This is a genomic window from Brevibacillus sp. LEMMJ03, from assembly GCF_007197875.1.
GTDB lineage: Bacteria > Bacillota > Bacilli > Brevibacillales > Brevibacillaceae > Brevibacillus > Brevibacillus thermoruber.
Window position 1 is genome coordinate 101,364 of the sequence record NZ_VKJN01000007.1, and the last position, 26,270, is coordinate 127,633.

Sequence of the window (26,270 nt, forward strand, 5' to 3'; positions counted from 1 at the left end):
TCACCAACAGAGGGGATGCAACACTCATGCCAATCAAATCAAAAGATTTTGAATATAGAAAACAAAGCGACAACAGTCGTTTTCTCCATCTGAGGGAGCGTTTGTACTGCCGAAAATCCGGCACTTACCGTTCGCCCGCTCCCCGCTGCGAGAGCTTGTACTGAAGGGTCTGCCGGGGAATGCCCAAGAGCCGGGCCGCCCTCAGCACGTTGCCGCCGGTCGACTTCAGCGCGTCGGCGATCATCCGCTCCTCCACCTCCCGCAGCACCTCCGGCAGCGTGCGCTGTTCCGCCGCCCACGCCTCGACGGGAGGAACGCCCGATCCAATCTCCCCCGGTCCGGTCTCGCCCGGACCGCTCTCGCCCGTCGCGTTCACCGGCGATCGCTCCGCCAGATGCGGCGGCAGGTGTTCCCGTTCAATGACCGTTCCCTCCACCATGTTCATCGCCGCCTCGATCACATGCTCCAGTTCGCGGACGTTGCCGGGCCAGTCGTACTGCCTGAACAGGTCGGCCACCTCCGGACTGATGCCCTGCACCCGCATCTGAAAGCGGCGATTGTACTTGTCGAGAAAATGGCGGACGAGCAGGTCCACGTCCTCCCTGCGCTCCCGCAGCGGCGGCAGCTCGAAGGAGACCACGTTGATGCGGTAGTACAGGTCCATCCGCAGCGCGCCGCGCCGAACCAACGCCAGCGGCGGTTCATTCACGGCGGCGATGACCCGCACGTCCACACGCGCGGCGCTGCTGCTGCCGATCCGCCGGATTTGCCCGTCCTGCAGCACGCGCAGCAGTTTGGCCTGCAGGTCGAGCGGCATGCTGTTCAACTCGTCGAGAAACAGCGTCCCGCCATCCGCCAGTTCAAACAGCCCCGGTCTGTCGTCGGCTCCGGTAAAGCTGCCCTTGGTCGTGCCAAACAGCAGGCTTTCCAGCAGCGAAGCCGGCAGGGCCGCGCAGTTTTGCGCGATAAACGGCTTGCCGCTGCGGGACGACGCCTGGTGGATCGACTGGACGAACAGTTCCTTCCCCGTCCCCGTCTCCCCGTAGATCAGCACCGGCGACGAGGTGCGGGCCGCCTTCCGCGCACGGTCTTTCAACCGCATCATCCGCTCGTTTTGCGTCAGGATGTCGGCAAACTGAAAGGAGAGCCCGTCCCACTCGCCCGACCTGCTCCGCTTGGCCCGCTTCGGCTTGCTGATCTGCGCCTGCAGGTCGAGCAGCCGCTCCGACAGCTCTTTCAGCTTGCGGATATCCTTGGCCACCTCTACCGCCCCGACCAGCCGTTTGCCCACCCGAACGGGCAGCGTCGTGTTGACCGTCTCCACCCGCATCCCTTTCCAGTTGGTGTAGGTCTGCGGCTGGTTGTAGATCGGCTCGCCGCTCGCAATGACCCTCAGCAGTGTGCTGGAGTGGCGGTCCAGCGAGGGAAACACCTCCAGCAACGGCTTTCCCAGCACTTCGTCAGGCGTCAGCCCGTCCAGTCTGGCCGCCACGTGATTGTAGTAAATGGTGATGCCGTTCGCATCGACGACGTGGATGCCCTCATCGATCGTTCCCAGGATGGCCTGCAGCATTTCCACCGTTTCGGACATCGGCATGGGGAGTAACAGCCTCCTTTCGAACATGCTGCCAAAAAATCATCACTGTGCCGAATTTTCGGCAGTTACCGCTGCCGTTCCACCTGCACCGCGATCATCAGCGTGTAGAGCAGATGGCCCAGCAGCCAGAGGAAAAAAGCAGCCCACGACATGGCGGCACCGCTGAGCAGACTGAACGGCAGATAGGCCGCGGCAAAGGCGAGCAACCAGTACAGCAGGTATTTGATCCTCCGCTCGCCGCGGATTCGGGGATAGAAGTACATCATGAAAAGCGCGACGATCGCGCTGACCAACAGGTGGATCAACAGCTCGACAACGGACGGCAGTCCCTCCAGGCCGGGGACATAGCTGACGTCGATCAGGACGGCAAGCGTCGACGTTTGAAACAGGCCGTCTCCCAAAGCCAGAAACGCGGCCAGAACGAGGCCGGCCATGCCTCCGGTTGCGAGCGCAAACCTCACGATGCCCCTCCCCTTTCCTGCCGTGAATTACCCTTATTGTACGAAAAAACCACCCCGACCGGCTACAGTCAACGCATCGCCGGGGACACCCCGCCGCTGTCCGCGCCAACGCCCGTCCGTTTCGGCCAGAACCGCCGGACAGCCACCGAACGCGGCCGCACCCCAACACAAAAACCGCCCTGACATCAGGGCGGTTCCGCCGATTGTCATCCGCTCGCGGAGGGCCACTCCACGTTCAGCGTCAGTTCGTGCTCGCCGACGTACTGGCCGTTCAGCCACAACTGGTAGGCCACCCAGACCTGCGCCGGCCTTCCCTGTTCGTGCCGGATGCGCAGTTTGCGCGTGTGGGTCTCCATCGAAAACAGCCCGTAGGGACTCCGGTAGGTCGTCTGGTGGCTCGTGCCCTGCTGAAACTGCTGTTTCGTCTGCACGTCGCCTTGCCTCAGCAGCGTGACCGTTCCGTCGCCCAGCTTCAGCGTCGTGCTCACCTCGCCGGCCCCTTCCATCTGCTCCTTGTAGGTCAGATACCAGCCGCCTGTCTTTTCCACGCATCGGCCCGCATAGCGGTAGACGGTTTCCTCCCAATCTCCTCCCGTGCGCTGTCTGGCTGTCAGGGTGATGTGCACGTCTTGCATGGATCGTCCTCACTTCCCGTTCTGCTTGTACCCGTCCATTGTACGCCTCATCGCTCTTCGGTTGCAACCGCCGTCTGACCGGCCGCGTCGTGCAGCAGATAGCGCATGGTTCCCACAATCCCCGCGGCGGCGAGCAGCAGCAGCCCGGCGAGCACGAGGTACCCCATCCCGGCCCCGGTCCGGTCAATCATCCACGTAAACACTCCGATCAACAGCAAGCGCATCATCATCCCGATGGAATTGAAAAAACTCATGACCCGCCCCATGAATGGCTTCGGCACGACCGTCATGTACAGCGACTGCCGGATCAGCCGGACGGAAGCATTGCACCAGCCGAATATCATGTATGCGCCAACCAGGGCCCATCCGTAGGGCAGCGCCACCATGACCGCCATGACGAAGGCAAACAGCAGCGTGCTGCCAACCATCGCAGGCAGTTGGCCGAACTTCCTTGCCACGGCGGAGACCAGCAGCCCGGCCGCCACCGCGCCGATGGCGTATGCCGTTTCCCCGAGCGAAAACACCGTCACGTCCGCTTTCAAGGTCTGATTCACGTAGACAGGCTTCAACAAGTTGCCGGCCATCACCGCGATAAACGGCATCAGCGCCGCGATGCCAAAGAGGAGAAAGCCTCGTTTTTCCCGAATGTAACGCCAGCTTTGGAGCAGTTGGCCCACCCAGTTGACCCCCCTGTTGTTCCGGGCTTCCCGCTCCAGGGTAAAGGTGTAGGCCATGGTGGACAGGAGACCGCAGGCAGCCAGATACGTGCAGGCGTTGATCAGCAAAACGACATGCAGCCCGTATGCCTCCAGCAAAAATCCCGCTATCCCTCCGGCCAGCACGGACGCCGTCTGTCCTTCAATCTCCAGCAGGCTGTTGATGTCGTTGTAGTGCCTCGGCTCAAACCCTTCCTGGACAAGCGCCGACTGCGCCGGGTAGTGAATCTGGAACATCAGGGTCGTCACCAGGTAGACGGCGATCAGCATCCACTCGGCGTACGGCCCGAAAAAGCCCCACACCGCGAGGGCGGCAAGCACGGCAAAGCCGATCGCGTGCTCCGCCAGCAGCATCCGCTTGCGGGAAAAACGGTCGATCAGCGTCCCGATATACGGGCCGACCACAAACATCAGCACGGCCGAGACGAACATGGTGGAGCCGAGCAGCTCCGCCGACCCGGTCGTTTCCACCAAATACCAGGCGATGCCGATCATGGTCATCCCCTGGCCAAAGCCGGAAAACAGGTTGGAGAAAAACAGCTTGCGAAACTGACGGTTGGCAAACACTTCTCTCATGGGACGCGGCCCCCTTGGAATGTATGTCGCAAGGATTCGGTATTATCATACGGAATATTTTAAATTTTGTAAATAAAAATGTTTCATAATAGTCCCAGAAGCCGCGTGTCGTCGGGTGTGCTTCCGCCCAACCGGACAAAAAAACGCCCCCGGCGCGAAACCGGGGACGCTTGTGGTACCGTCTGTTATTTTACAAAGCCCAAAATCAGCTCGCGCACGATCTTGGACGCCACAATCTGGGTCATCTCGCTGTGATCGTAGACCGGCGCCACTTCCACCAGGTCGCAGCCGATCACGTTGGCGCCGTTTTTCGCCATGTAGTGGATGGTCTCCAGCAGTTCGCGGGAGGTGATGCCGCCCGCTTCGGTCGTGCCGGTTCCCGGCGCGTGCGCAGGGTCGAGCACGTCGATGTCGATCGTCAGGTAGATCGGACGGTTGCCGATCGTCGGCAGCACCTGTTTGACCGGCTCCAGCACGTCGTACTTGTACAGGTGCATGTTTTCCTTCGCCCACTCAAACTCTTCCTTCATCCCGCTGCGGATGCCAAACGAGTAGACGTTTTTGCCGCCGATCAGATCGCACGCCTTTTTGATCGGCGTGGAATGGGAGTACGCATACCCCTCGTAGTGGTCGCGCAGGTCGGTGTGCGCGTCAAAGTGGAAGATGACCAGGTCGCTCTTGTACTTTTCATAGACGGCCTGGATCACCGGCCAGGTCACCAGGTGCTCGCCGCCCAGACCGATCGGGAACTTGCCGTCCGCCAAAATTTTGCTGACGAACGAGCGGATGGCATCCAGGCTGCCCTCCACGTTGCCGAACGGCAGGGGAATATCCCCCGCGTCGAAGTACTTCACTTCTTCCAGCAGCCTGTCCAGGTACGGGCTGTACTCTTCCAGGCCGATCGAGACCTCGCGGATGCGGGCCGGGCCGAAACGGGAACCGGGACGGAAGCTGACCGTCCAGTCCATCGGCATGCCGTAGATGACCGCCTGGCTCTCCTCGTAGTTGCCGTGGCTGCGGATAAAGACGTTGCCGGAATACGCTTCGTCAAAACGCATGGTGTTCCTTCCTCCCAGTCCTTAGTCGCGGGTCAGCTCAGCCACGAAGTTGGGCAGCTTGAACGCGGCGTAGTGAACCTCCGCATTGTAGTACTTGGTGTTCAGATCCTTGATCTTGCTCGCATCCACTTCCAGCGGATCGTACTGTTTGGAGCCGATCGTAAAGCTCCACAGACCGGACGGGTACGTCGGGATGCTGCATGTATACAGACGGGTTACCGGGAAAATCGATTTGATATCCTTGAACACGCGTTTGATCAAGTCGCGGTTGAACCACGGGGACTCGGTCTGAGCCACCATGATCCCGTCCGGTTTCAACGCGTCGTAAATGCCTTGGTAAAATCCTTTTTCAAACAGGCCCACGGCCGGTCCGACCGGCTCGGTGGAGTCGACCATAATCACGTCGTACTCGCCTTTGTGGTCGTGAATGTGCTTGATTCCGTCAATCACCTGCACGTCCACTTTCGGGTTGCCGGACAGTTCGCTGGCGATGGCCGGGAAAAACTTTTTGCAGGCCTCGATCACGCCACCGTCAATTTCCGCCAATACGGCTTTTTCCACGGAGGGGTGTTTGACGATTTCGCGAATGGCACCGCCGTCGCCACCGCCCACGACGAGCACCTTTTTCGGGTTCGGGTGGGTGTTGAGGGCAACGTGGGCGATCATTTCGTGATAGACAAACTCGTCCACATCAGTGGTCATGACCATGCCGTCGAGAACGAGCATGCGGCCGAACTGTTTGGTGTTGATGATGTCCAATTGTTGGAATTCGGTTTTCTCGCTGTACAACGTCTCGGTGATCTTTGTCGTAATACCGTGATTTTCCGTTTGTTTTTCGGTGTACCACAGTTCCATGTTCATGATTATGTACCCTCCTTAACTAACCGCATTGGTTGGAAGAACCCGGCCGACGCCGGTTTGGCAGGAGATAGCGGGCAGTCCCTGCCGAAATGGTCCAGACCGCTGCCATTCGTATCTGCCAAGAAAATTATAGTGGCTGCCTCTCAAAATGCAAGCAATTTTTGCGAGACTCGCTGCCCGGCGCGGACGTCAAGTTTATCCAGCGCGACTTTGTCCCATACTAGACAGTAACCCTATCGTTTGGTTAGTATGTCCCAATTCGGAAAAAAATGAGGGGAAAGGACTAGAGAGGACATGGAAGTGATCCGGGAAGCCCCGCTGCTCCGCTATTTGCGTTGGGCGAAGAAATTCGTAAAATTGCTCATACTCAGCCTATTGTGCTGTTCCTTTGCCATCCTGCTGCTGATTCTCTACCTCCGTTCGCAGCCGCTGCCGGCGGTCTCGATCAATCAGACGACGACCATTTACGCCGGAAACGGCGAGGTGCTGGATACGCTGCACCGCGGCCAGAACCGGTTTGTGGTCCCGCTGAAGGACATCGCCCCCTCCCTGGTGCAGGCGACGATCGCCATCGAGGACCGTTCCTTCCGCGAGCACTACGGCATCGACTGGCTGCGTCTGGCCCGGGCCGCCTACGTGGACGTGATCCACATGGAAAAGCTGCAGGGAGCCAGCACGATCACGCAGCAATTGGCGCGAAACCTGTATCTCACGCTGGACAAGACCTGGGAGCGCAAGATCAAGGAGGCGCTGTTGGCCATCCAGTTGGAGCTGAATTACAGCAAAGACGAGATTCTGGAGATGTACATGAACCAGATCTACTACGGCCATTCCGCTTACGGCGCCCAGGCCGCGGCGCAGACGTACTTCGGCAAGGACGCCAAGGATCTGACGCTGGCGGAAAGCGCCTTGTTGGCCGGCATCCCCAAAGGCCCGTCGTACTACTCTCCCTTCGTGGACTTTGACAAGGCCAAATCGCGGCAGCAGGTGATCCTCCAGGCCATGGTGCGCTCCGGCTACATCACGCCGGAACAGGCGGAGCAGGCGTATGCCGCGCCCATCAAGCTGAAAGAGCGCGGCACCGAAACCGCCACCGAACAGGCCCCCTATTTTCGCGATTACATCGCCAACCTGGTGAAGAACAAATACGGCATCGACGAAGAGACCTTTATCCACGGGGGGCTGAAAATCCACACGACCCTGGACCCGGTGATGCAGAAAAAAGCGGAGGACATCATCGCCAAGGTGCTGCCGAAAGACAAGCCCGACCTGCAGGTGGCACTGGTCGCCATGGACCCGGCCACCGGCCAGATCAAGGCGATGGTGGGAGGACGGGACTACCGCAAGAGCCAGTTCAACCGGGCATTGGGCATGCGGCAGCCGGGCTCCTCGTTCAAGCCGATCCTGTACCTGACCGCCCTGCAAAACGGCTATACGCCGCTGACGCTGATGAAAAGCGAACCGACCGTGTTCACCTACGACAACGGCAAGACCTACATCCCGAAAAACTTTGGGGAGCGCTACGCCCACGCCTATATCAACATGCGGGAGGCGATCAAGACCTCGGACAACATCTACGCGGTCAAGACGATCGACCACCTCACCCCGCAAAAAGTGGTGGAACAGGCCCGCAACCTGGGGATTACCAGCAAGCTGCAGGCCGTTCCCTCGCTGGCGCTGGGCACGTCGCTCGTCTCCCCGCTCGAATTGAACACCGCCTACGCCGCCATCGCCAACAAAGGGGAACGGGTCAAGCCCATTGCCATCACCCGGATCGAAGACAGCCAGGGCAACGTGCTCGTCGAGGAAAAAACGGAGAAAACCAGAGCCGCCGATCCGGTGGCGTCGGCACTGCTGATCAACTTGATGCAGAGCGTGTTTGAACCGGGCGGAACCGGCTACCGGGTGGCAGGCGAACTGAACAGGCCCGTCGCGGGCAAAACCGGCTCCACCGATTACGACGCCTGGCTCAGCGGATTCACGCCGCAGTTGGTCACCACCGTCTGGCTGGGGTACGACAAGAATCAAAAAGTGGACGATGTGACAGAAGGCTATCTCTCCAAAAAAATTTGGGCGCAGTTCATGGAAAGCGCGCTGAAAGACCAGCCTCCCGCCTTGTTTGACATGCCGGCGGGGGTGGTGTCGGTGTACATCGATCCGGCATCGGGCAAGCTGGCGACGGAGCACTGCCCCAACCCGCAGTTGTTCTACTTTGCCAAAGGAACCGAGCCGCAGGAGTACTGCACCGATCACCTCCCCAACCATGAAACGCCCACGCCGCTCCCGCCGCCGGACACTCCGTCGTTCTGGCAGCGCATGGGCAGTTGGTGGAAACCGTCGGAGTAGGCACGGAAAAGGGCTGTCCCAGCAGGCAGATCGATTCTGCCGGGGACAGCCCCTTTTTGCCGTCAGCGGGCCGATTCGTCGCCGCCGCCCACGACGCCGTTGCCGTCGGCGAACACGTGGTCGTTGCAAATGGTGATCAACCCGGCGCTGTCAAGCTGCTCCAGCACTTCAAACAGACTCTCCCGTTTTCCGGCCGGCAGCTTGCGGACAAAGTCGTTGATTTCCTGGGGAGACACGTGCGTGCGAAAATGGACGCCGCCGTGCCGCACGTAATGGTTGTCGTCTGCCTGAGCGTCGTTCTCCGGCAGGTCTCCCCCCTGTATGCGGTCGGTCATCTTCAACGCCCCTTCCGTCAACAGTTTGGCCGTACCTTCCTAGTCTCCCGCGTCCGCGGACAGGGAATGCGCTGAAAAATGCCCCAACAACGTCATGGATCAGCAGCGAACACAACCCAGCAAGCGTTTTCGTAAAAAAAGACAAACAGGAAAAGAGTGACGGGCTCTTTCCCTGTTTGCTGACCTAGTGTACATGTACACAGCTATGGAAATAAGTTTACCTGACTTCAATACGGCTAACAATTGATTTCACAATTTGTTCACAATCCGTTCAAGATTTCCAGCTTCGCCCAAACAAACGGCAGGATGGGCGGAACCATTTGGCTCAACCATGCGCTTGCACGGCGTACTTTTTAGGCCAACGCCTGCTTCAGTTCCTCGCTGGAATTCTCCCACATCGCCGGGTTGTGTTCCATCAACAGCTTTTTCAGCGCCGCTTTTTCCGTGTCGTTCAGCTCCGACACCATGATGCGCCGTTTCATTGAGTAGTCCATCCGGTTGACATGGTCGGCCAAAATCTTGTATCCGCGCCGAGCCTCCCGGTCAATCTCCATGTAGCAGGCGGTTACCCCTGCGTAATACGGTCCCGAATCGTTGCGGTCGACCGTCACCCAAACCACCCAATACGGCTTGCCGTTGGGGACCTCCTCCTTGTTCGTCGTCCACTTGATGCCTTTTTCCACGGCGCTTTTCGCATGCAGTGCGCCCATGTCGATGTAGGCCTTGTCCCCGTCAATGATGACGGAGGAGACGGCGCTCAGGTCAAGCACCCCCTGCCCAAAACCGCCGTGCACGTCCGTTTTCCCGCTCATGATCGTAAAACCGCCTGATTTGCTGTCAAAAATGTCCACGTGATCCACCTCTTCTGACCCGAATCTTCTTACAGCATATTCTACCCGGAAACGGTGTGAGGCGCAATTTTACGACGCGCCCGGCCGTTTGGGCCCCTCTCTGTTTGGGCCCCTCTCCACTGTCCTTCACATGGAACGGACGCAAACGGGAGACACTACAAACGGAGCTTCTCTCGAGGCTTCTCTCGGTAAACGCCGCTTGCAGCCATCCGGATTTTTCTGAAGCGAATTCCGAAGCGAAAAGGAGTGACCGTACGGATGAACGATCGTCCGAGAGATCGGGACATTCAGCTCAACAGAGAGCGTCAATTGCAGGAACCGTATCCCGCTGCCGCACGGGTGGTGGATCAGGTCGTGCGCGCGAAGGCGGCGGAGTCTCCGGCCCCTCCTGTTCCGGAGGAAGCTGCCGGCGGCGTGGACGGACTGAAGACCGGCGTTCCCAGCAATTACGAAGCCAGTTTGGGCGGCGAGCCCGCGAGCCTGACCGCTTTTGAAGTGAAAAAGTCGCCCGGCCGTTTGTAGCCCTGTCTCAAAGCTCAAAGGGAATCTGTGGACGGTGTAGCCGACGACCGGCCCTTCATGAGTCTTTCATGAGTCCTTCCGTCTCTTTCCTTTCAGCGCTCGCACCGCCCTGCCGATCAGCCAGATCAGCAGAGCCGTGCTCCAGGCGCTGTGAAACGCCATGCAGGCGATGATCGGCCAGGAATTAAACATGGTGTACTCGGAGAAGCGCAGTTGGAAATAACAAAAGGTCACAAGAAAGGTAACCGCCATGATCAGCCAGATGCGGATGCCGAAAAGAAAGCTCAGGTATCCGGAAATCAGCAGACCGATCAAGGGTCCCCCGAATTCCCAGGCGGGAATGATCAACATAATCAGGATGAATATGCCGTCAACGCTCATCATTTTCTACTCCTTCCACATCTTCCAGGCGGTCTTCAACAAGCCGGAACAGTCGGCCCGTTTCCTGCCGATCGTCCGATGAAAACCGCTGGATCAGCAGCTTGGCCGAGGAACTGCTCCGGGAACGCGGCAGTTCCTGAAAGAGCGGCTTCTCTCCGTCCAGCACATGAACCACCACGATGTTGCCGTGGTACTCGACGCGCAAGTCGTCCCACACCTCTTTTTTCTCGGGGGTAATCCGCATGGACCTGCCGGACTTGGAGACGATCACTTCGGGAAATTCACCGTCTTCGCGAGACAGGATGTAATAGAGGTAGGAAGAGGTTTTCTGCGGAGTCCGCCGCATCCCGTTCTGCACATCCTCAATGCCGATCAGCAGATGGCCCACCTGCTGAATAACGTACGGATTAAGCGGCAGCTTGGCATGTTCCTCCTTGACGTAATACTGTTTCTTGATGTCTTTTTGGGCGTAGTTGGCGCTCAGGTAGGGAACCGTTCCATCCCCCACCCCGAGGTCAAAATACGGTACCAACTGACGGGAAACGGGATTCATGACATATCCCAGCAGGGTCGTTTGTCCATGTCCGACGATGGAATACTGAGGGACATTGATTGTCTTGTTGTCCCACTTTTCATGCAATTGCCCCGCGTTTTTGACCAGCGGGTCATAGTCAAGGCGGATCTCCTGGTCTTGCAAAAATTCTTCATAGGAGTACGGGTGAACCACGTCCTTTTTGAGAAACGCAACCGTGTCGAAGTACTTTCGGGAAGGAAGCAGTTCGTATACAGCGGGAGCGTATGCGGAGATGACTTTCCCTGTTTCTTCGTGCAGGAAGGGGATGCCGAAGTTGTAGCCGTATTTGATCGCCTGATATGCGCGGGGCGATCCCAAAAACGGGGTGCCCATGTAAATGATACGCTTTACTTTTGGCTGATAGGATACGTTGGACAGGAGCGTCTCCCGGACCAGCAATCCGCCCATGCTGTGGGCGACCAACTGTACCTGGCTGGCTCCAGACTCCTTTAGGGCCTCGTCTATTTTCTGCTTTAAAAATTTGGCGTTATCCGCGTTGCTGTACCGCCAATCGTAGGGCATGGCAAAAAGCGTCCGGTTTTTCCTGTACCCCATTTTCTCCAGATGCTTCGCCATGCTTGCATACTGCTCCACTTGTTTCTTGATGACATCCAGGTCCAATTTGGTGTACGAAAGATATTCAATGGCGCGAAACCCGCCATCCGCCCGTTCCGGAAACACTTTGATACCCGGTTGGCGGGGCTGTACGTTTACGCTGCCGTTCTTGACGGGTTCCAGCGACAAAATCCTGCGATGCCGCGGGTCTCTGATGCCCACGCCCATATCCCACAAGCCCAACCATATTTCCGAAGTCTTCCCGTCCTCCTCCACCTCCAGCCGGGAACCGCCGATACCAGGAATCAGGATGACCGGAATCGTAGAGGTCGAGATCGACAGCTTGTAGGCGTGCGGCTTTAGGGCGGAACGGCGGCTGGCCGAGACTTTTACGAAGTAGGTGCCGGGGTCGCCGTTGTACACGATCAGCTCGTCCGCATTCCTGGCCTTGTCCGATTTGGCCACCAGCTTGTTCTCTTGGTTGTACAGGTACAAATCCAGGTCCATCCCCTCGGGAATATCGCTGAGCGCTGCCCGGATGGTGGAAGACCGCTTTATCGTTACGCGGTAGAAATCGACATCGTCAAGCTGATGCAAATTGGCCACGATGCTTCCTTGCACCATCGGTTCGCGGGCGTCTTTCGGCGTGTCGTTCGGTTCGTACTCGTCCGGCTTGCCTTCCGATCCGGCAACGAAATCCGCCCTCAGGCGATACTGAAAGGTCTTGTTGAATGTCCCCCGGCTTCCCTCCACTTTCACGTAGTACCACTTGTTTTTTTCGACGGCGACGTCTTCCACCCGCTGCTCGTCACTTCCCGGATGGTCGGAACGACCCAGCTCGCGCTCTTCGCCGTCGAACACGTACAGGTAATAATCTGTCTGGTAGGGGATGTCGAAGAGCGAGAACGCGATCGCCCCGTTTGCGGGAGCTTTGATTTTCCACACATCCACGTCACCGCTTTTTCCAATCCGGCCATACGCGTCCTTTCCGGTAAACATCCAGTCCGCTTTGGAAAAGGTGTCATTGGGCTCCAGTTCATACGTCGCGGGCAGCCCCCGCAGCGCCGCTTCCGGCGGCTTCGTCCTGCCGGAAAAGCGCCGGTAAAACGTCTCTTCCTGCTCCTGCAGGTCGCTGTCCGCCTGCTCGTCCGGCTCGTTATTACCATCTTCGACCTCTTCGCCCTCATTCCCTGCGTCCAACTCCTCCTCTCCCGTCACTGGATCGGAGTTTTCCACTTCCATTCCTTCCCCCGCATGCGGGTCTTCCCCACCGTCGTCCTCCTGTTCTTGCAGCGCGATCCATTCGCTCTCGCGGGGCTTGTCCCCCGCCTCATCCGCAAGCGCAGCGCTCTGTTTGGCCAAACCGGCCGGAACCACGCTGCTCAACAGCAGGACAGCCAGCAGCAGCACATGTGCCATCCGGCGCAACGTCTCCCCCATAAAAATACCCCCTTGCCTGTTTCTTCCTATACGGTAGGAAAAGACAGCGAGGGGGAGCAAGTAAATTTACCGCGTGGTATGGTTGCGAATGCCCTGGCGTTCCCAGGCGTTGGCGATAATGCGGAACGGTGTCCGATAGTCCGCCTGATCATGCCCGGCGAGCGTCTGTTTGTTCGGGAAGGCAAAGCCCTTCACCGCTCCGAACCGAAAATGAACGTGAAAGTAAACGGCGTAGCTGGCATCCTTCTGAAAGCCGCGCTGTTTGTCTCCCATCAGGGGCGTATCGACGCCGGTTTCCCTCATGCCCAGTTTGGGCACCATGTAGGACGCCCCCTGCCATGCCGTCGGCGACGACTGCTGCAGTCCCAGGGTGGACTGAAGCGGCGTGCTTCGCCTCCCCGTTTCCGAAATCCATGCTTGCGCCGCGGTAATCTCCGGATAGTTGCCGCTGACCGGATGGCGGTGACGCGTTTCCAGGACGAGACTGGTCAAGATGCGCTCGCCGGCGTAAAAATCATCGGGACGACTTTCCGGATATCGGTCCCGCCCGTGGTACTCCGCCCATTCGGCGGTGTGGCGCAGCAGCCCTTTGGCGTTGGGTTCGAACACCTCAAACTCGCGCTCCCCTCCTTTTACCGTGATCGTGTAACGTCCCGTCATGTTTTGGGTCAAGCTGTGCGGCTCGCACGTTTCGTTCCCGTCGTCGTCCTCCGTGCAGCTCTCATACGACACGTCAAACCGGATGTGGTAATCCATCGTGATGACAAACCCGTTTATCTCGACTTTGTATTTTTGCGCGTTTAGCACCTGCCGCCACGTCGTTTGCGTCGGGACAACGGTTCCGGTGTAGAGATAGTCTCCGCCGGTTCCCGCGCTGCTCACCTGCCACTGTTGGGGTGTGCCGGGACCGGTCACCTTCAGGTCCAGCATGGCCGAGTTGTACACGGCGAGGCTTTTCGCGTCCGCGATCCATCCGGGCGTCGCCGTCACGGTTACGCCTTTGATTCCGTCACCGCTGATCGACTGCTCAAGCTGTGACTTGTACAAGGTGATGTTTTGGTTGATCTCCTGCTTCACGCGATCAAAGCCCTGATTGATTTTGGTCTGGTCGATCTCGACGCGGATCCTGGCCGGTTCGCGTTCCCATACACCGTCGGCATTCACCTGCAGCTTCTGCAGCTCGCGGCCGTCGCTGTCGAAAATCTTGAGGCCGATCTCGCCGCCTTCAAAGCTGCCTCCTCCTCCCGGCGGGGCGGGAATGGTTCCTCCTCCGCCTCCGGTCACCTCGACCGGCCATTGAGCGCGGTTGTCCGGCCAAATGGTTTCGTCAGCCGGCCTGTCTTTGTTCGGGTTGATGTTGGCGATGAAATCCTCCGACTGCTGCGGGTATTGGGTCGGCACGGTAATTTTGCGGACTTCCCCCGGCTTGAAGTTGTTTACGTCCAGCATGGTGGCCGTCGGGGAGCTTTCCCAGCGAACCGCCAGTTTTGTATCGTGTTCCAGTTTTCCGGCGTTTTTCACGTCAAACGTGATGGTTGCGGTCGTCCCTGGAGCCTGCGGATCGTTTGGTGTAATCTTGAAGCTGCTTTTGATGATCAGCAGGTTTTCCCCATCCGGATTCGGGTTGGGATTTTCGCCGTCTCCAATGCGAACAAAGAAGTAACCGTCACATTGGTCAGAATCACTGTTTTCATCATAGAACTCGATTCTGTAGAATCCGGGTAACGGCAACCCCGTTGGTCCACTGCTATCACGGGGGAACGAAATGCTGTGATGGTTCTGCGCTCGTGACGATGCGCTCAGCCATTTTCCGTCACGCTGTTTTTCCCAGGTGTTCGTTGCGGGATTGAGCCATGTGAGCGAAAAATGCGTGTCCGTGCTGGTAAAGAGACGGAAGCCGTGATACCCGTCGATCCAGTCTTCCGGCTTCAACTCAAGGATTTCACCGCGTTCGACGTCCTTCTCCCAAACGACCTGTCCTGTCGTGTGTTCAATAGAGGCGGTTAGTGTGTAACACTTGCGATCGGACCAGATTGGCAGTTCCAGCTCCCGAATGCAGCCCGTCTCGGAAATAAAGACCAGCGTGACGGTGTCCCCTGCCTCCACATCGTATGGCAAGAACAGGTGGAACTTTTCTTTCGCTGCCAATTTTCCTGTCAAGGGTGTCTGGCTGCCGTTGAATTTCAAGTACCAAGTGCCCGGCACGTCTGCGGCCACTCCCAAGTGGGTGTCGTAGTCGTTTCCGGTATCCGTGAAGTGGCTGAAGTACAGCCCTTCGTCAAGCAGCGTGTCGTCCAGCAGCTCGCCGCCGGGCGAATAACCGACAGGCGGTTCCCCGTACGCGTAAAACTTGATCCGATCCTGCTCGTCTATTGTGCAGCTCGTATCCCGGACTTTGATGGTGATGGACCAGGCGCATTCCGGCCGGCTGGCAGCATCAAAGTTCGTATGCTCCAGGTTGAGTCTCAGTTGGTACGTCTTTCCCCGTTCCAGAGGAACTATGTCTTTCCTAGCGTATTCGTAGGGCAATGTGAGCTTGTCCGACTCGTACGGTCCGACCTTTCCCTTATCGTTCTCTGCCAGCGGCACGGTCACCAGTTTCCCATCCGGCAGCGTCACTTCCCAATAGACATTCAGGGGCTGCACGTCACCATATCGATCCGTGTACTGCACACGAAAGTTCAGCTCTTCCCCTGGTGATACCTCGATGGTTTCCCCGTTTCTCACCGTACTTCCCGACAGTTTTACGATGGGGCACTTGTCGAGGCGGTCTCCTTTCTTTAGCACAAACATCGTTTTTACCCAACAGTCAGCCCCGTCATCGCTTTCGTACTTTATCTGTATTGGTCCTTCGTCGAATGGGGCGTCCAGCACACCAACCTTGGCGTTGTTCCCGGGCCCTTTCTCCATTGGCACGCCGTTGGCCGTGAATCTTCCCGACTTGGCTGCCGTAATGATGATCCGGCTGCCCGGTTCGACATAGATGGTTTCCCCGCCGCTGGGAACGCTCTGTAATTCCCGATCGCTTTTCTCTTCCTCGATTCGAATATCCAGCTTGGTTTGGGTGGAAGAGATGCTGCACGTCGCGGGCGGTGGCGGTTCATTTCCCCCACCTCCATCCGGAGGAGGCGAAGGAGGGCTGCCAACAACGAAAGGTGCTGCATACGCAACACCTTGACCTCCCACTGCAGGGGCATTTTTGGTATTTCGGGCATGTAAATCTGTGAAGAGGATTCTTGCTTCGTAGTTTCCGGCTTTCGAGGGGACCCACGTTTGTTGTGGGAAATTTATCGCTGCACCGCTCCCGTCCCCCTCGCCACTGATCGGGTATTCTTTGATCAACGAGGAAAACGTATACTCTGTCTTTCCGGTATCGACATTGTAGATGTAATAGTTGAAGACTTTTAACCCGCGATTGTAAATACTGTAGTCCTTGCCAGAAGCATCAATCTTGACGGTGTCCCCAACATGATACTGGCTCTTATCGGTGCGAATCGAACCATCCGGTCGCTGGGTCGTTACAAATTTAACAACACCAACCCACGAGCCTTGTTCGCCACTTTTTGCAGGTCTGAAAGAGAAAGGCAGGCCTTTTCCTCCGGACATTTCGGCGACTTTTGCAAGAAGATACCCGGTGTACGGCTCAGCGTTAGGTCCACCCTTGGTTATTTCAGCACCGTAAAGACCATTTGCGTTAGTCATAAACGCCGGGTTCCCATTAAAAAGAGAAGCCCATGCTAGAGCCTCAGAATAATCTACAACGGGGTAGCCGTTATCGGCGGTCTGTGTAGCTTTATTATAGTTTAAGACCCTACCGCTTCCGCTTGTAGCCCCAGTATACTGTACGTCAGCGATCGTGAGGCGCATGGTTTCGTTTTTATTTATACCAAAACCATCAATAGAGTGTGCATCACTACCTTCAACACCTTTAGCATCATTAAGCCATCCGGCAGCCCGCCCATACATTTTCGGACTACTGGGACTTGCCTCGACAGGCGTCAGCGGGTACATTGCAGAGTTTAAAAGGATGGTACATAAAACTATTATGCGGGAAAAAAACCTAATTGTTTTTAACATCATAGCCTGTCACCGAATATTTACCCTTTCAAGGGAAGGGAGTTTAAGATAGTTATAGAGTGCTAACGGGACGGCTTCTCCCGTTCTCTGCACACTCAATTCAAGGTAGCTAATTTGACTAACGTTGAGCATAACTTCCCCAGATTTTAAAGACAGCCCTTTTCCATTTTTAAATCTTGCTAAGAGGTGAACAGAGTAGCCTTTAACAGTTGGAATTACCCCCGATAAATATCCTCCAGAAATCCTAAAAGACTGATGAATTTGAGAAGCAATTTTTTCTCCTTCACGGATTCCTAAAATATCTCTATGAAGAACTGTCAAAGCCACCGATTCTTCTGCTCTTGAGACATTCGATAAAGCATCGTAAAGGGTTGTTTGAACTCCATTGGAAAATTTCCCTGATTTTGGAGGAAGCCATCCGCTACTTACAGCGACCTCGGCATAAGACTGCCGCGTTTTGTTATAGCTTTGCCGCAAATTCTTCCACGCATTATTCATCAGCAATCCAGCCTCTTCCCGATTCAAAACCTTATTGGGATTAATCGAAACATTATCCAAAATCCCGTCTTTCTTCGCCCTCTCATAGTACACCTTGGCCCAATGATTCGCCGGAAAACCGGGAACCGGACTGCCTACAGTCAATCCCTTAACATTCACCAACCCAGCAACAAGATCCGCCTGAGTAACCGGCTGCTCGGGACGGAAATTCCCATCAGGGTAAAGCCACATCAGTTTATTTTTGACCACATATTCGATCGCTGCACGGTTCGGATGGTTTTCATAGTCTTTCTGCACCGTTTGCGCTTGCGCAGTAGAGGGATGGGCCGCCGCGAAAAGACCGCTTAATGAAAGAACGGTTCCCAACACACTGGAGAGAAAAAAATACATTCGTTTCAAGTGCCTACCTCCTCCAAAATCAATATTTCCTCTATTCGGAATATTGAAATTATATGGAATTGATACCACTCGCATCGACACAATCACGTTTGCCAGGTCGTCCATTTGATGCTTCTCCGCCCCGTCCCCCCCTTTTCTCCTACGACCATTTTACCCACCCTCATCTTTTCCAGAAAGAGGTTTTGTTAGATGTTTCTGCAAAAATCTTCGCAAAGCCGGTGCCGGCACATCTCCTTCCAGCTTGCCCGCCACCGCCCCGTCTTGCACGACGAAGACGGTGGGCGTCGCTTCCGCTCCCAGCCGTTCGGCTTCGGCCAGATCCCGTTTGTCGTGAACGTCCAGCCGCTCCACCTGCCATCGCGGAAACTCCTTGATCACCTGCTCGAACGTAGGGGTAAACGTGGTGCAGTACCCGCAGCTCTCGCTGAACACGTACACCACTTTCGTCTGATTGGCACTGGCACCGGCACACAACACCATCGCCGCGACCGCGCAGCCAAACAGCGACGCCACCCACATCCAGCGGCGTTTGATGCCACCCTTCATTTCCGTACCTCCTCATGCGCTTCCCAATGCGTAATTTGGCAGATCAGGCGTGTCCATATGGAATTGTCAAGGAACGGTGCCTTCATTATGCCGCTCCCTGTTGAGACAAAAAAAGGACCGGCATCACGGCCGGTCTTTTTCTTGCATCCCCACTCTATCATTTTCTATCATAACAATACCATCACGAATCAGTGCGCGGGCGCGTCGCTGTCGGCATTCATCAGCGCACGCAGCTCCTCGATAAACGACATGCCTTTGAGAATCTCCTCTTCGGTATAACGCTGTTTGCTTTTAAAGGTAAAAATTTTGGCCTTCATTTCATCATAGGGAAGATTGCTGAAATACAGGATGGTGGAGACCAATTCGAGAAAGCGGGAGTTTTCCTCGTTCATCCGTCGGATCAGCCGCTCTCCAAAGCCGAAATCCACCTCGTGGAAACGGAGAAAATCGCGGCCCGCTTCGTTCAGGGTGTACCGATACAATTGAATGGCCCCCTTGCTCTCCATCTGCTCGTCCAACAAGCCCATGTTGCACAGCTCGTCCACACGCAGCGTCAGTTCCTCGGAATAGGGGCCGTACATGTGAAATTCAAACCGCTCGTCGAAGTCCATGTTCAGTTGTTTCGCTATGTATACCATCTTTTGCAACTTTTTTCGTCCGCTCACTTCGCCGGCAATCTCGATCAAGCGTATGATTTTGGCGTGACGACTAAGCATCTTCCATCACTCCCAGACGTTCTCGTATCTTTCCGGAGACGTCCTCCGGCAAAGCCAGCACCTTATCCATTGGAAAGTACAGCTTGTAGTCAAACCGGCGCTTGCCGCTGATCGCCTCCACAATCTCCGATCTCTGCGACAGCTCTACCAGTTCTCCGGACGGCATCAGGAGCATGATGGGAATACGCTCCTCTTCCTCGCCGGCACGATAAAAATCATACGGAAGATCGGAGGTGGTGTCTACTTCCAAATAATACATCGGGTCGATGCCCGCCGCTTGGAACTCTTCTTTCAGCTCTGCCAGCAAGCGGTAATCCCTCGGATTGTATTCGACGTATTTAAAGAGATTCCTGTCCAGAAAACGGGCGCACAAATCTTTCAAAATGGGATCGCTCTCCTTGCGCCACATCTGCATGTAAAAGAGAATCACAGACTCGTCAAGGGACAGGTAATCCGACAGGCTCACCTTGTCCGTCAAGAACGGCAGCAGCAGCACCGGCTCCTGCGCGAACGAGTAGCCTTGGGCAAACAGTTCCTTGGCCCGCTGGAAAATCTTGCGGAGCACCACTTCCGCGCTGCGCGTGACCGGGTGGAAATACACCTGCCAGTACATCTGGTAGCGGGACATGATGTAGTCCTCGACGGCGTGCATCCCGCTGAATTTAAACACGATGCCATCCTCGTGGGGGCGCATCACCCGCAGAATCCGTTCGATTTCAAAGTTGCCGTAGTTGACGCCGGTATAGTAGGCGTCGCGCAGCAAATAATCCATCCGGTCGGCGTCGATCTGGCTGGAGATGAGGCTGACAATCAGTTTGTTATCGTACGTTTTGGCGATTACCTCTTCCACCCGTTTGGGGAAATCGTCGCCCATCCGGCGCAAAATGCGGTTGATCTGCGTGTCGCCGAGCAAAATCGCTCGGGTCCAATCCTCGTGATGGTAGCGGAACACCTTTTCAAACGAATGGGAAAACGGCCCGTGGCCCACGTCGTGCAGCAGCGCGGCACACAGGCAGAGCAGTTTTTCCTCGTACGACAGGTGAATCCGCCCTTCAAACGTCTCAAGAATGCGCCGCATGATCTCATACACGCCGAGCGAGTGGTTGAACCGGCTGTGTTCCCCGCCGTGGAAGGTAAAAAAGCTGGTGCCCAGTTGCCTGATCCGGCGCAGCCGCTGAAACTCCGGCGAGTTGATCAAGTCCCAGATCAGTTTCTCCCGGACGTGAATGTACCGGTGCACCGGGTCCTTGAACACCTTTTCTTCATGAAGAAGCTGGGGCTGTTGCATCCTGGACACTCCTTTCCTGGTTTACGTCTCGTCGTCATGTCCCGATCGGGCTTTTGGGTCCATCATACCATAACGTCAGCCGGCTGGAAAACGACGGCATGTCTGCCAGCGGAGAGAGCTGCCGCCCAAGACGGAGGAGTTGACCTCGAAATGCCGAATGAAATCCTACGTTCCACTTGTTAAAAAGAGGAAGGATTCGTCTCAGATTGGGAAATATCCCGTTTACACAGTCGTTTACCTTCATGCCAACGCTCCGCTCTGTCTTTCTGCCCTATATCTCAACACGAAGGAGGGTTTGCCCAGTGATCCGCACTTGCCGTTCCTTTGCCGAAGCCTCCCGTTTCCTGCCGTTCGTCTGCCTGGTTCCCCGCGACATGATCGACAACTGGGACATTGCCGAGATCCGTATCCGTCCGGAAGGAGAGAAGTGGGCCACACTGTGGTATCGCGTCCAGGCGAAAACCGGTGCTTTTCGCGTCAAACAATTTTTTCTCGACCTTATGGAACCCTCCTACCCCGACACCTGCATCTTCCAGGCCAAAGGGGAATGCCATGCGGTGGACGGGATTGTGTTTTGGCGCGGAACCAACTACAAACAACGCGACAGCTACGTCCTCTCCTTGTGGAAAACGCAAATCGAAATCTCGATCGACTCCGGCCGGATAGATCTGGAGGAAATGGGCCGCTTCATTGCCGGGCTGCAGCCGGAGGATCCGCTGCGGGCGGAGGAGATTGTGAACAATCCGTTCCATGCGCTCAGTTTTCACACCCGAACCGGGAAGGGACAGGGAGAAATCAGCCGCTGCCGCCGCTGGACGTCTCCGAATGCTGCCGGCTTCCACCCACTCCCCGTCACGCTGCCAGGCACGTGGATCCTGGAATCGGTAGGGGCGGCTGACGACGAGACCCAATACGTGTATTGGGATGAACATTCAAAGACGTATGCCCTATGGGCCATCCGCACCAAAGCGGGCGGCTATTATCCCGCCGCCTCCTGGACCCGCAATTACTCGCCGCCTGTCGTGATCGGCCGCCGCGAGTTCTACCGGCATCCCGCCCGCGGTACGGTTGTCCACGAACGGTTGGATGATGAACAGATCTCGTACGTGTTCAGAGGACTACCCGCCACGACGCCGCAAGACGTGGACAGCATGTTTGGGCTCAGCCCTTCTTCCCCGGGCGGGTTAACCGGTTGATCTTCACAAAGAACCCCCTCCGCGCGTGCGGAAAACACCCGGCTTTCCGGTTCGGCACGGAGGGGGATCCCCACCTATCGTTGCAGCGTTTGCTTTATGTCCAGCGCGTTACGCGTTCATCTCCGCCTCCGGCCCAAACAGGTCGGGGCGCTTGGCAGCCTTTTTCGCCAGCCGCTTCCTTTTGCGCTCCGCCAGCACCGTGTAGAAGGACGGCACGACGATCAGCGTCAGCATGGTGGAAAAGAGCAGCCCGAAAATAATCGTGACCGCCAACGGCTGGAACAGCACGTCACCGGAGATGGCGAGCGGCATCAAGCCGGCCACGGCCGTCAGCGAGGTCAGCAGAATCGGCCTCAGCCGCGCTTCTCCCGCCTGGATCACCGCCTGCTTCAGTTCCGCGCCGTCACGCCGCGCTTCCTCGATAAATTCGATCAGGACGATCCCGTTGCGGACGACGATCCCGGAGAGCGAAATCACGCCCATCATCGTCATGAAGCCGAGCGGGGTCTGGGTGACAAACAGCCCGATCAGGCTGCCCGCAAACGCGAGGTAGACCGTGCTTAACACCAGCACCGGAATGCTGAGCGAATAGAACTGCATGGCGATCAGGATCAGGATGAGGAACACCACCACGACGGACAGTTTGCCCATGTCGATGAAAATGTCCGTCTGCTCCGACGTCTCCCCGCCGATCTCCCAGCGATAGCCGTCCGGCAGGGGGAATGCCTGCAGCATCGGCTTTATCTCCTGCATGACCTCGGTCGCCGTGCGCCCTCTGACGTCGCTGGAGATGGTGACGCAGCGGGACAAGTCGCGGTGCGGAATCGCCTGCGTGCTGAAAGACGGCTTTACTTCCGCCAACTGGGACAGCGGAATCTGTTCGCCCCGGGCGTTGGCCACGGTCAGCCGTTGAAAGAGCAGGGACGGGTCCTCCTCCCCTTTTTGCAGGAACAGCTTGATGTCGAGCAGATCGGTCCCGTTGTCAAACTGGCTGACCGTAATCCCTTCGCTGACGAGGCGCAGCGTCTGAGAAAGATCATTGTAGTTGACCAGCTTTTGTTCCATGATTTCCTTGTTGACGACAAATTCCAGCGTGTAGCGCTCGATTCCGAAGTCGTCCTGCACATCGTACGTTCCCGGAATTTTCGCCACCCTGCTCTTGACCTGCTCTGACAGGGTGCGCAGCGTCGCCACATCCTCCCCGTACAGCCGGATCACCACCGGCTTGCCGACGGGCGGACCCGCTTCCAACTGCTTGGGAAGGATGCTTGCTTCCGGGTACAGCTTCTTGAACTCCTCCCGCCACGGTTCCATCATGTCGTCGATTTTTACTTTCTCCTCGTCAAAACGGACGACCAACTGGCCGACGGTGATGCCTTCGCCGGCACCGGTGTCGCCGCTGAACATTTTCGGCGCGCTGCCGCCGGCGTACGAAGCGACCGATTCGATGCCCGGCTGCTTCATGATCCAGTCGGAAACCCCTCTGACCACGCGATCCGTCTCGTCGATGCTGCTGCCGACCGGCAGGCGGATGTCCACCAAAAACTGCGGGCGATCATCGTTGGGAAACAGTTGAACCGGGGTGAACGGAATCAATCCGTAGGCGAGCGTGCCGATCAGCACGCCGACCATCCCGGCCAACAGCGGGCGCTTCAAAATCCTCGGCATCAGCCGGTTGGCGTACCATTTGGTCAACTGCTGCAGCTGCTTGCCCAACAGTCCCGCCGGTTTGCGGTAGCCTTCCACTCCGGAGCGGCGGCGCTGCTCATACCATTGGCGGAAAATCGGAATGATCGTCAGCGACATGATCATCGACGCCAGCATGGTCAGTGAGATGATGACCGGCACGGGACGGATGAATTGGCCCGCATTGCCGTTCAAAAACATGAGCGGACCAAATGAGGCAATCGTCGCCAGCGTGGCCGTCACGATGGAGATGGACACTTCATTGGCGCCGTTGATGGCCGCCTGCAGCGGCTTTTCGCCCAGAACCGAGAGGCGCCGTTCGATGTTGTCGTTGACGACCACGGCGTCGTCCACCAAAATCCCCAACACGATGATCAGCGAGACGATGGAGATCATGTTCAAGGTGATGCCCAGCGGGGGCAGGAACAACAAGCCCACGGCCAGCGAGATGGGGATGGCCAGGGCGACGACAAACGAGGTGATCAGGTTCAGCCCCAGCGTACACACGAGCAAAACGGCGGCGATGGCAATCCACATCTCCCGCGACAGATCGTCAAACAGCTCATCCACGCGCTCGTTCTGCGTGTAAATGGAGTGCTTCTCGGCCCACGCCGGCAGCGATTTTTCCAGCGTCGCCATCATCTCGTCCACCCGCCGCTGCAGCGAGGGGACGTCGCTGCCCGTCTCGGCGTTGATGCTCAGGGAGACGGACGGTTTCCCGTTGTAGTACGAATACGATTTGACCGTCTCCGTGGTCAGCTTCACGGTGCCGATATCTTTCAGATAAATGGGGTAGCCTTCCGCAGTGCGCGAGATGATCACCTGGTTCAGCGCATTCACATCGTAGTTCTCTGCCAGTTTGAGCTGGTAGGTCCGGCTGTCGGCGGTCAAATCCCCCAGCGGGACGCGTTCGTTCTCCTTTTTCACCGCCATCATGACCTGGCCCCAGGTGAGGCCGTACTGGCTCAGCTTCTGCGTATCCACCTCGATATGTACTTCCTCTTCGGGCAGGCCCTCGATGGAAACGTCCGCCACATTGGGAATGGTACGCAGTTGATCCTTCCACGACTTCAACAGCGAGCGCAGACTGTAGAGCTGCTCCCGCGTGTCGGCGGTAATCGCCAGCGTCTGCACAAACGTGCGGTTCAGATCGTCGTTGATGATGGGCTGTTTCGCGTCGGCGGGCAGGTCCGCTTCCGCGTCTTTCACTTTCTTGCGCAGTTCATCCCATTTTTGCTTGGGGTCGATACCGCTCTTCGTCTCCACGACGATCGTCGACACGCCCAGGCTGGAACGGGACGAAATGTAGCTAAGCCCCTGCAGCTCGTTGATTTTCTCTTCCAGCTTTTTCGTGACGGTCTGCTCTACCTTTTCCGGTGAAGCCCCCGGGTAGATGGTCGTGACGGTTGCAATATTGATAATGATGTCCGGTGACTCCTGCTTGGGAAGCTGGAAAAAGCTGAGAAATCCAACCAGCACGACCATCACGAAAAACATCAGCGTGATTTTCCGTTTGCGGACGATGTATTCGATCACTGTGGCTGACCCCCTGCCGCTTCGATTGGGTCGCCGTCAAACAACCGGTCCACGCCTTTGACGATCAGTTGGTCGCCCTCTTTCAGACCGCTCAGGATCTCCAGTCGGTTGCCGTTGATCGCTCCGATGGACACGGCTGTTTTGACCGCCTTTCCGCCGACGTTGACAAAGACGTGCGCGTCTCCCTGCCCGCGGCTGATGACGGCCTCGACCGGCACGAAGATGCCTTCCTTGCCCTGGATCGTTTTTCTCGCTTTCACCACCTGGCCGGCAAACCAGTCATGCCTGGGATTAGCGACGTGAACCTCCACCCCGATCGTCCCCGTTCCCTGGTTGGTCGCCGGATAGATTTTCACCACCTTGCCGTCGCGCTTTTGGCCGTAGAGATCCATGGCGACGGTCTCTCCCTCCTTCCAGGCAAAAATCTCCCGGTCGGGGACAGGCAGCACCACTTTCAACGTGTCGATGTTGCCCACGCGGTAGACCGGCGTTCCCACGCCAACCAGCGAACCGGTGGAGGACAGCTTGGCGATGATGGTCCCGCTGATGGGCGCGCGGAGCTGCGTTTTGGCCAGCGTGCTGGCGGCGAGCTCCTTGGAAATCATCGCCTGGTTGTAGCTGGCCCGGGTCAGCTCCCTGTCCTCCGCCCGCGCCCCCTGCGTGACCAGCGAGTACGCCTGCTGCGCGTTCTGCAGGTCTTTCTGGGCGACGGCCAGATAGTTTTGGGCATTTTCGTACTCGCTTTGGGAAATCGCTTTTTCCTGGTACAGCCGCTCAATCCGTTTGAAGTCGTCTTGCGCCTTCCGGTAGGCAATCGTCGCTTTTTCCACCTGCAGCCGCGCCTGCGTGACCTCCTGATCGCGCGCCCCGTTGTTTACCTTTTCCAAATTGGCGGCGGTCTGCTGGACGGACGCGTTGGCCGACGCCACCTGCAGCGAGTAGTCACTGCCGTCCAACCGGGCGAGCAGTTCGCCTGCCTTGACGTTGTCCCCTTCTTCCTTGGCCAGTTCGACCACCCGGCCGCCCACTTCAAACGAAACAAGCGCCTCTTCCAACGGCTGCAGCGTGCCGGACAATTCTGACACCTGGGTCGCCTGTTCCTTCTTGACCGCGGTGATTTCCACTTTCTTGACCTCGGCAGCCGACACGGCCGGAGCCTCTGCCTGCTCCTGTCCGCTGCAGGCGGTCGTGGTCAAGAGGCCGGCCATGAGTGCAGAAACCAACCATTTGCTGTTCATGTCACCCTCCGCTCCATTTCCTTTCATTTCAGAAGATTGATCCATCTGTTACATACGGAACAGAAATCGGTCAAATTTCACATATTGGACTTTCCGCCCAGCAAAATTTTCCGCGGCGTTTTGGAACAGGCTCCTCGTTTTCCACATGCAGATGCTGCCTGTTGTTCGTAACATAAACGGGA

General features: G+C 57.1%; 20 protein-coding genes. 3 read left to right on the forward strand and 17 right to left on the reverse strand.

The window, feature by feature from the left end:
• Positions 1-124: 124 nt before the first annotated feature.
• The 6 genes from FOI68_RS10965 to speE all read right to left on the reverse strand — a co-directional run bounded on the left by FOI68_RS10965 (position 125) and on the right by speE (position 5,898).
• Complete coding sequence (locus tag FOI68_RS10965) at positions 125-1,597, reverse strand: sigma-54 interaction domain-containing protein (RefSeq protein ID WP_143863192.1); 1,473 nt, start codon at positions 1,595-1,597, stop codon at positions 125-127.
• Positions 1,598-1,662: 65 nt separating this feature from the next.
• Positions 1,663-2,058: a hypothetical protein gene (locus tag FOI68_RS10970; RefSeq protein WP_255433430.1), complete on the reverse strand. Its 396-nt coding sequence runs from the start codon at positions 2,056-2,058 to the stop codon at positions 1,663-1,665.
• Positions 2,059-2,264: 206 nt separating this feature from the next.
• Positions 2,265-2,693 carry a YwiB family protein gene (locus FOI68_RS10975; protein ID WP_029100423.1) on the reverse strand — a complete coding sequence of 143 codons (429 nt, stop codon included), beginning with the start codon at positions 2,691-2,693 and terminating at the stop codon, positions 2,265-2,267.
• A 47-nt stretch (positions 2,694-2,740) separates the two neighbouring features.
• Entirely contained in the window at positions 2,741-3,985 is a 1,245-nt protein-coding gene (locus tag FOI68_RS10980; protein ID WP_044898643.1) for an MFS transporter, read from the reverse strand.
• A gap of 185 nt (positions 3,986-4,170) precedes the next feature.
• Positions 4,171-5,043, reverse strand: a complete 873-nt coding sequence (speB, locus tag FOI68_RS10985) for an agmatinase (RefSeq protein ID WP_029100425.1) — start codon at positions 5,041-5,043, stop codon at positions 4,171-4,173.
• Between the two features lie 21 nt (positions 5,044-5,064).
• Positions 5,065-5,898, reverse strand: a complete 834-nt coding sequence (speE, locus tag FOI68_RS10990; RefSeq protein ID WP_029100426.1) for a polyamine aminopropyltransferase — start codon at positions 5,896-5,898, stop codon at positions 5,065-5,067.
• A 300-nt stretch (positions 5,899-6,198) separates the two neighbouring features.
• On the opposite strand from speE, the gene FOI68_RS10995 reads away from it, so the two are divergent.
• Positions 6,199-8,250: a transglycosylase domain-containing protein gene (locus FOI68_RS10995; protein ID WP_029100427.1), complete on the forward strand. Its 2,052-nt coding sequence runs from the start codon at positions 6,199-6,201 to the stop codon at positions 8,248-8,250.
• Positions 8,251-8,312: 62 nt separating this feature from the next.
• Here FOI68_RS10995 and FOI68_RS11000 read toward each other — a convergent pair whose 3' ends face one another.
• Together FOI68_RS11000 and FOI68_RS11005 are read right to left on the reverse strand one after the other, a co-directional pair.
• On the reverse strand, positions 8,313-8,585 hold the full coding sequence (locus FOI68_RS11000; RefSeq protein WP_143863193.1) for a hypothetical protein: 273 nt from the start codon (positions 8,583-8,585) through the stop codon (positions 8,313-8,315).
• Between the two features lie 353 nt (positions 8,586-8,938).
• A complete protein-coding gene (locus tag FOI68_RS11005) occupies positions 8,939-9,436 on the reverse strand; it encodes a YwhD family protein (RefSeq protein WP_143863194.1) in 498 nt (165 codons plus the stop codon).
• Between the two features lie 258 nt (positions 9,437-9,694).
• On the opposite strand from FOI68_RS11005, the gene FOI68_RS11010 reads away from it, so the two are divergent.
• Positions 9,695-9,958 carry a hypothetical protein gene (locus FOI68_RS11010; protein WP_029100430.1) on the forward strand — a complete coding sequence of 88 codons (264 nt, stop codon included), beginning with the start codon at positions 9,695-9,697 and terminating at the stop codon, positions 9,956-9,958.
• Positions 9,959-10,024: 66 nt separating this feature from the next.
• Here FOI68_RS11010 and FOI68_RS11015 read toward each other — a convergent pair whose 3' ends face one another.
• From FOI68_RS11015 to FOI68_RS11045, 7 genes are all read right to left on the reverse strand, one after another.
• The gene (locus tag FOI68_RS11015) at positions 10,025-10,342 is read right to left on the reverse strand and encodes a hypothetical protein (RefSeq protein WP_143863195.1); all 318 of its coding nucleotides are present in this window, start codon (positions 10,340-10,342) and stop codon (positions 10,025-10,027) included.
• Entirely contained in the window at positions 10,329-12,908 is a 2,580-nt protein-coding gene (locus FOI68_RS11020; protein WP_143863196.1) for a lipase/acyltransferase domain-containing protein, read from the reverse strand. Before FOI68_RS11020 ends, FOI68_RS11015 begins: the two co-directional genes overlap by 14 nt.
• A 66-nt stretch (positions 12,909-12,974) precedes the next feature.
• A complete protein-coding gene (locus FOI68_RS11025) occupies positions 12,975-15,701 on the reverse strand; it encodes a hypothetical protein (RefSeq protein WP_185973925.1) in 2,727 nt (908 codons plus the stop codon).
• A 1,293-nt stretch (positions 15,702-16,994) separates the two neighbouring features.
• Positions 16,995-17,987, reverse strand: coding sequence for an S-layer homology domain-containing protein (locus FOI68_RS11030; RefSeq protein WP_143863198.1), 993 nt, complete (start codon positions 17,985-17,987; stop codon positions 16,995-16,997).
• 45 nt (positions 17,988-18,032) lie between these two features.
• Positions 18,033-18,428 (reverse strand): thioredoxin family protein, encoded by a 396-nt coding sequence (locus FOI68_RS11035; RefSeq protein WP_143863199.1) that lies wholly within the window; start codon positions 18,426-18,428, stop codon positions 18,033-18,035.
• Positions 18,429-18,616: 188 nt separating this feature from the next.
• The gene (locus tag FOI68_RS11040; protein ID WP_044899127.1) at positions 18,617-19,144 is read right to left on the reverse strand and encodes a YwgA family protein; all 528 of its coding nucleotides are present in this window, start codon (positions 19,142-19,144) and stop codon (positions 18,617-18,619) included.
• A complete protein-coding gene (locus FOI68_RS11045) occupies positions 19,137-20,432 on the reverse strand; it encodes an HD domain-containing protein (protein WP_143863200.1) in 1,296 nt (431 codons plus the stop codon). The genes FOI68_RS11040 and FOI68_RS11045 overlap by 8 nt, the downstream gene beginning before the upstream one ends.
• Before the next feature lie 302 nt (positions 20,433-20,734).
• Here FOI68_RS11045 and FOI68_RS11050 point away from each other — a divergent pair, with 302 nt between their 5' ends.
• Positions 20,735-21,628 carry a hypothetical protein gene (locus FOI68_RS11050; protein WP_255433431.1) on the forward strand — a complete coding sequence of 298 codons (894 nt, stop codon included), beginning with the start codon at positions 20,735-20,737 and terminating at the stop codon, positions 21,626-21,628.
• Between the two features lie 108 nt (positions 21,629-21,736).
• Here the strand turns inward: FOI68_RS11050 and FOI68_RS11055 are convergent, their stop codons facing one another.
• Both FOI68_RS11055 and FOI68_RS11060 read right to left on the reverse strand, forming a co-directional pair.
• Positions 21,737-24,850, reverse strand: a complete 3,114-nt coding sequence (locus tag FOI68_RS11055; RefSeq protein ID WP_143863201.1) for an efflux RND transporter permease subunit — start codon at positions 24,848-24,850, stop codon at positions 21,737-21,739.
• Positions 24,847-26,088, reverse strand: a complete 1,242-nt coding sequence (locus tag FOI68_RS11060) for an efflux RND transporter periplasmic adaptor subunit (RefSeq protein WP_143863202.1) — start codon at positions 26,086-26,088, stop codon at positions 24,847-24,849. The genes FOI68_RS11055 and FOI68_RS11060 overlap by 4 nt, the downstream gene beginning before the upstream one ends.
• Positions 26,089-26,270: the final 182 nt, after the last annotated feature.

Bases quoted from the DNA above. Each gene is read 5' to 3' on its own strand.
- FOI68_RS10965 (WP_143863192.1), bottom strand. From the start codon at position 1,597: ATGCCGATGTCCGAAACGGTGGAAATGCTGCAGGCCATCCTGGGAACG.
- FOI68_RS10975 (WP_029100423.1), bottom strand. From the start codon at position 2,693: ATGCAAGACGTGCACATCACCCTGACAGCCAGACAGCGCACGGGAGGA.
- FOI68_RS10980 (WP_044898643.1), bottom strand. From the start codon at position 3,985: ATGAGAGAAGTGTTTGCCAACCGTCAGTTTCGCAAGCTGTTTTTCTCC.
- speB (WP_029100425.1), bottom strand. From the start codon at position 5,043: ATGCGTTTTGACGAAGCGTATTCCGGCAACGTCTTTATCCGCAGCCAC.
- speE (WP_029100426.1), bottom strand. From the start codon at position 5,898: ATGGAACTGTGGTACACCGAAAAACAAACGGAAAATCACGGTATTACG.
- FOI68_RS10995 (WP_029100427.1), top strand. From the start codon at position 6,199: ATGGAAGTGATCCGGGAAGCCCCGCTGCTCCGCTATTTGCGTTGGGCG.
- FOI68_RS11000 (WP_143863193.1), bottom strand. From the start codon at position 8,585: ATGACCGACCGCATACAGGGGGGAGACCTGCCGGAGAACGACGCTCAG.
- FOI68_RS11010 (WP_029100430.1), top strand. From the start codon at position 9,695: ATGAACGATCGTCCGAGAGATCGGGACATTCAGCTCAACAGAGAGCGT.
- FOI68_RS11015 (WP_143863195.1), bottom strand. From the start codon at position 10,342: ATGATGAGCGTTGACGGCATATTCATCCTGATTATGTTGATCATTCCC.
- FOI68_RS11020 (WP_143863196.1), bottom strand. From the start codon at position 12,908: ATGGGGGAGACGTTGCGCCGGATGGCACATGTGCTGCTGCTGGCTGTC.
- FOI68_RS11025 (WP_185973925.1), bottom strand. From the start codon at position 15,701: ATGTTTGTGCTAAAGAAAGGAGACCGCCTCGACAAGTGCCCCATCGTA.
- FOI68_RS11030 (WP_143863198.1), bottom strand. From the start codon at position 17,987: ATGGACGACCTGGCAAACGTGATTGTGTCGATGCGAGTGGTATCAATT.
- FOI68_RS11035 (WP_143863199.1), bottom strand. From the start codon at position 18,428: ATGAAGGGTGGCATCAAACGCCGCTGGATGTGGGTGGCGTCGCTGTTT.
- FOI68_RS11040 (WP_044899127.1), bottom strand. From the start codon at position 19,144: ATGCTTAGTCGTCACGCCAAAATCATACGCTTGATCGAGATTGCCGGC.
- FOI68_RS11045 (WP_143863200.1), bottom strand. From the start codon at position 20,432: ATGCAACAGCCCCAGCTTCTTCATGAAGAAAAGGTGTTCAAGGACCCG.
- FOI68_RS11060 (WP_143863202.1), bottom strand. From the start codon at position 26,088: ATGAACAGCAAATGGTTGGTTTCTGCACTCATGGCCGGCCTCTTGACC.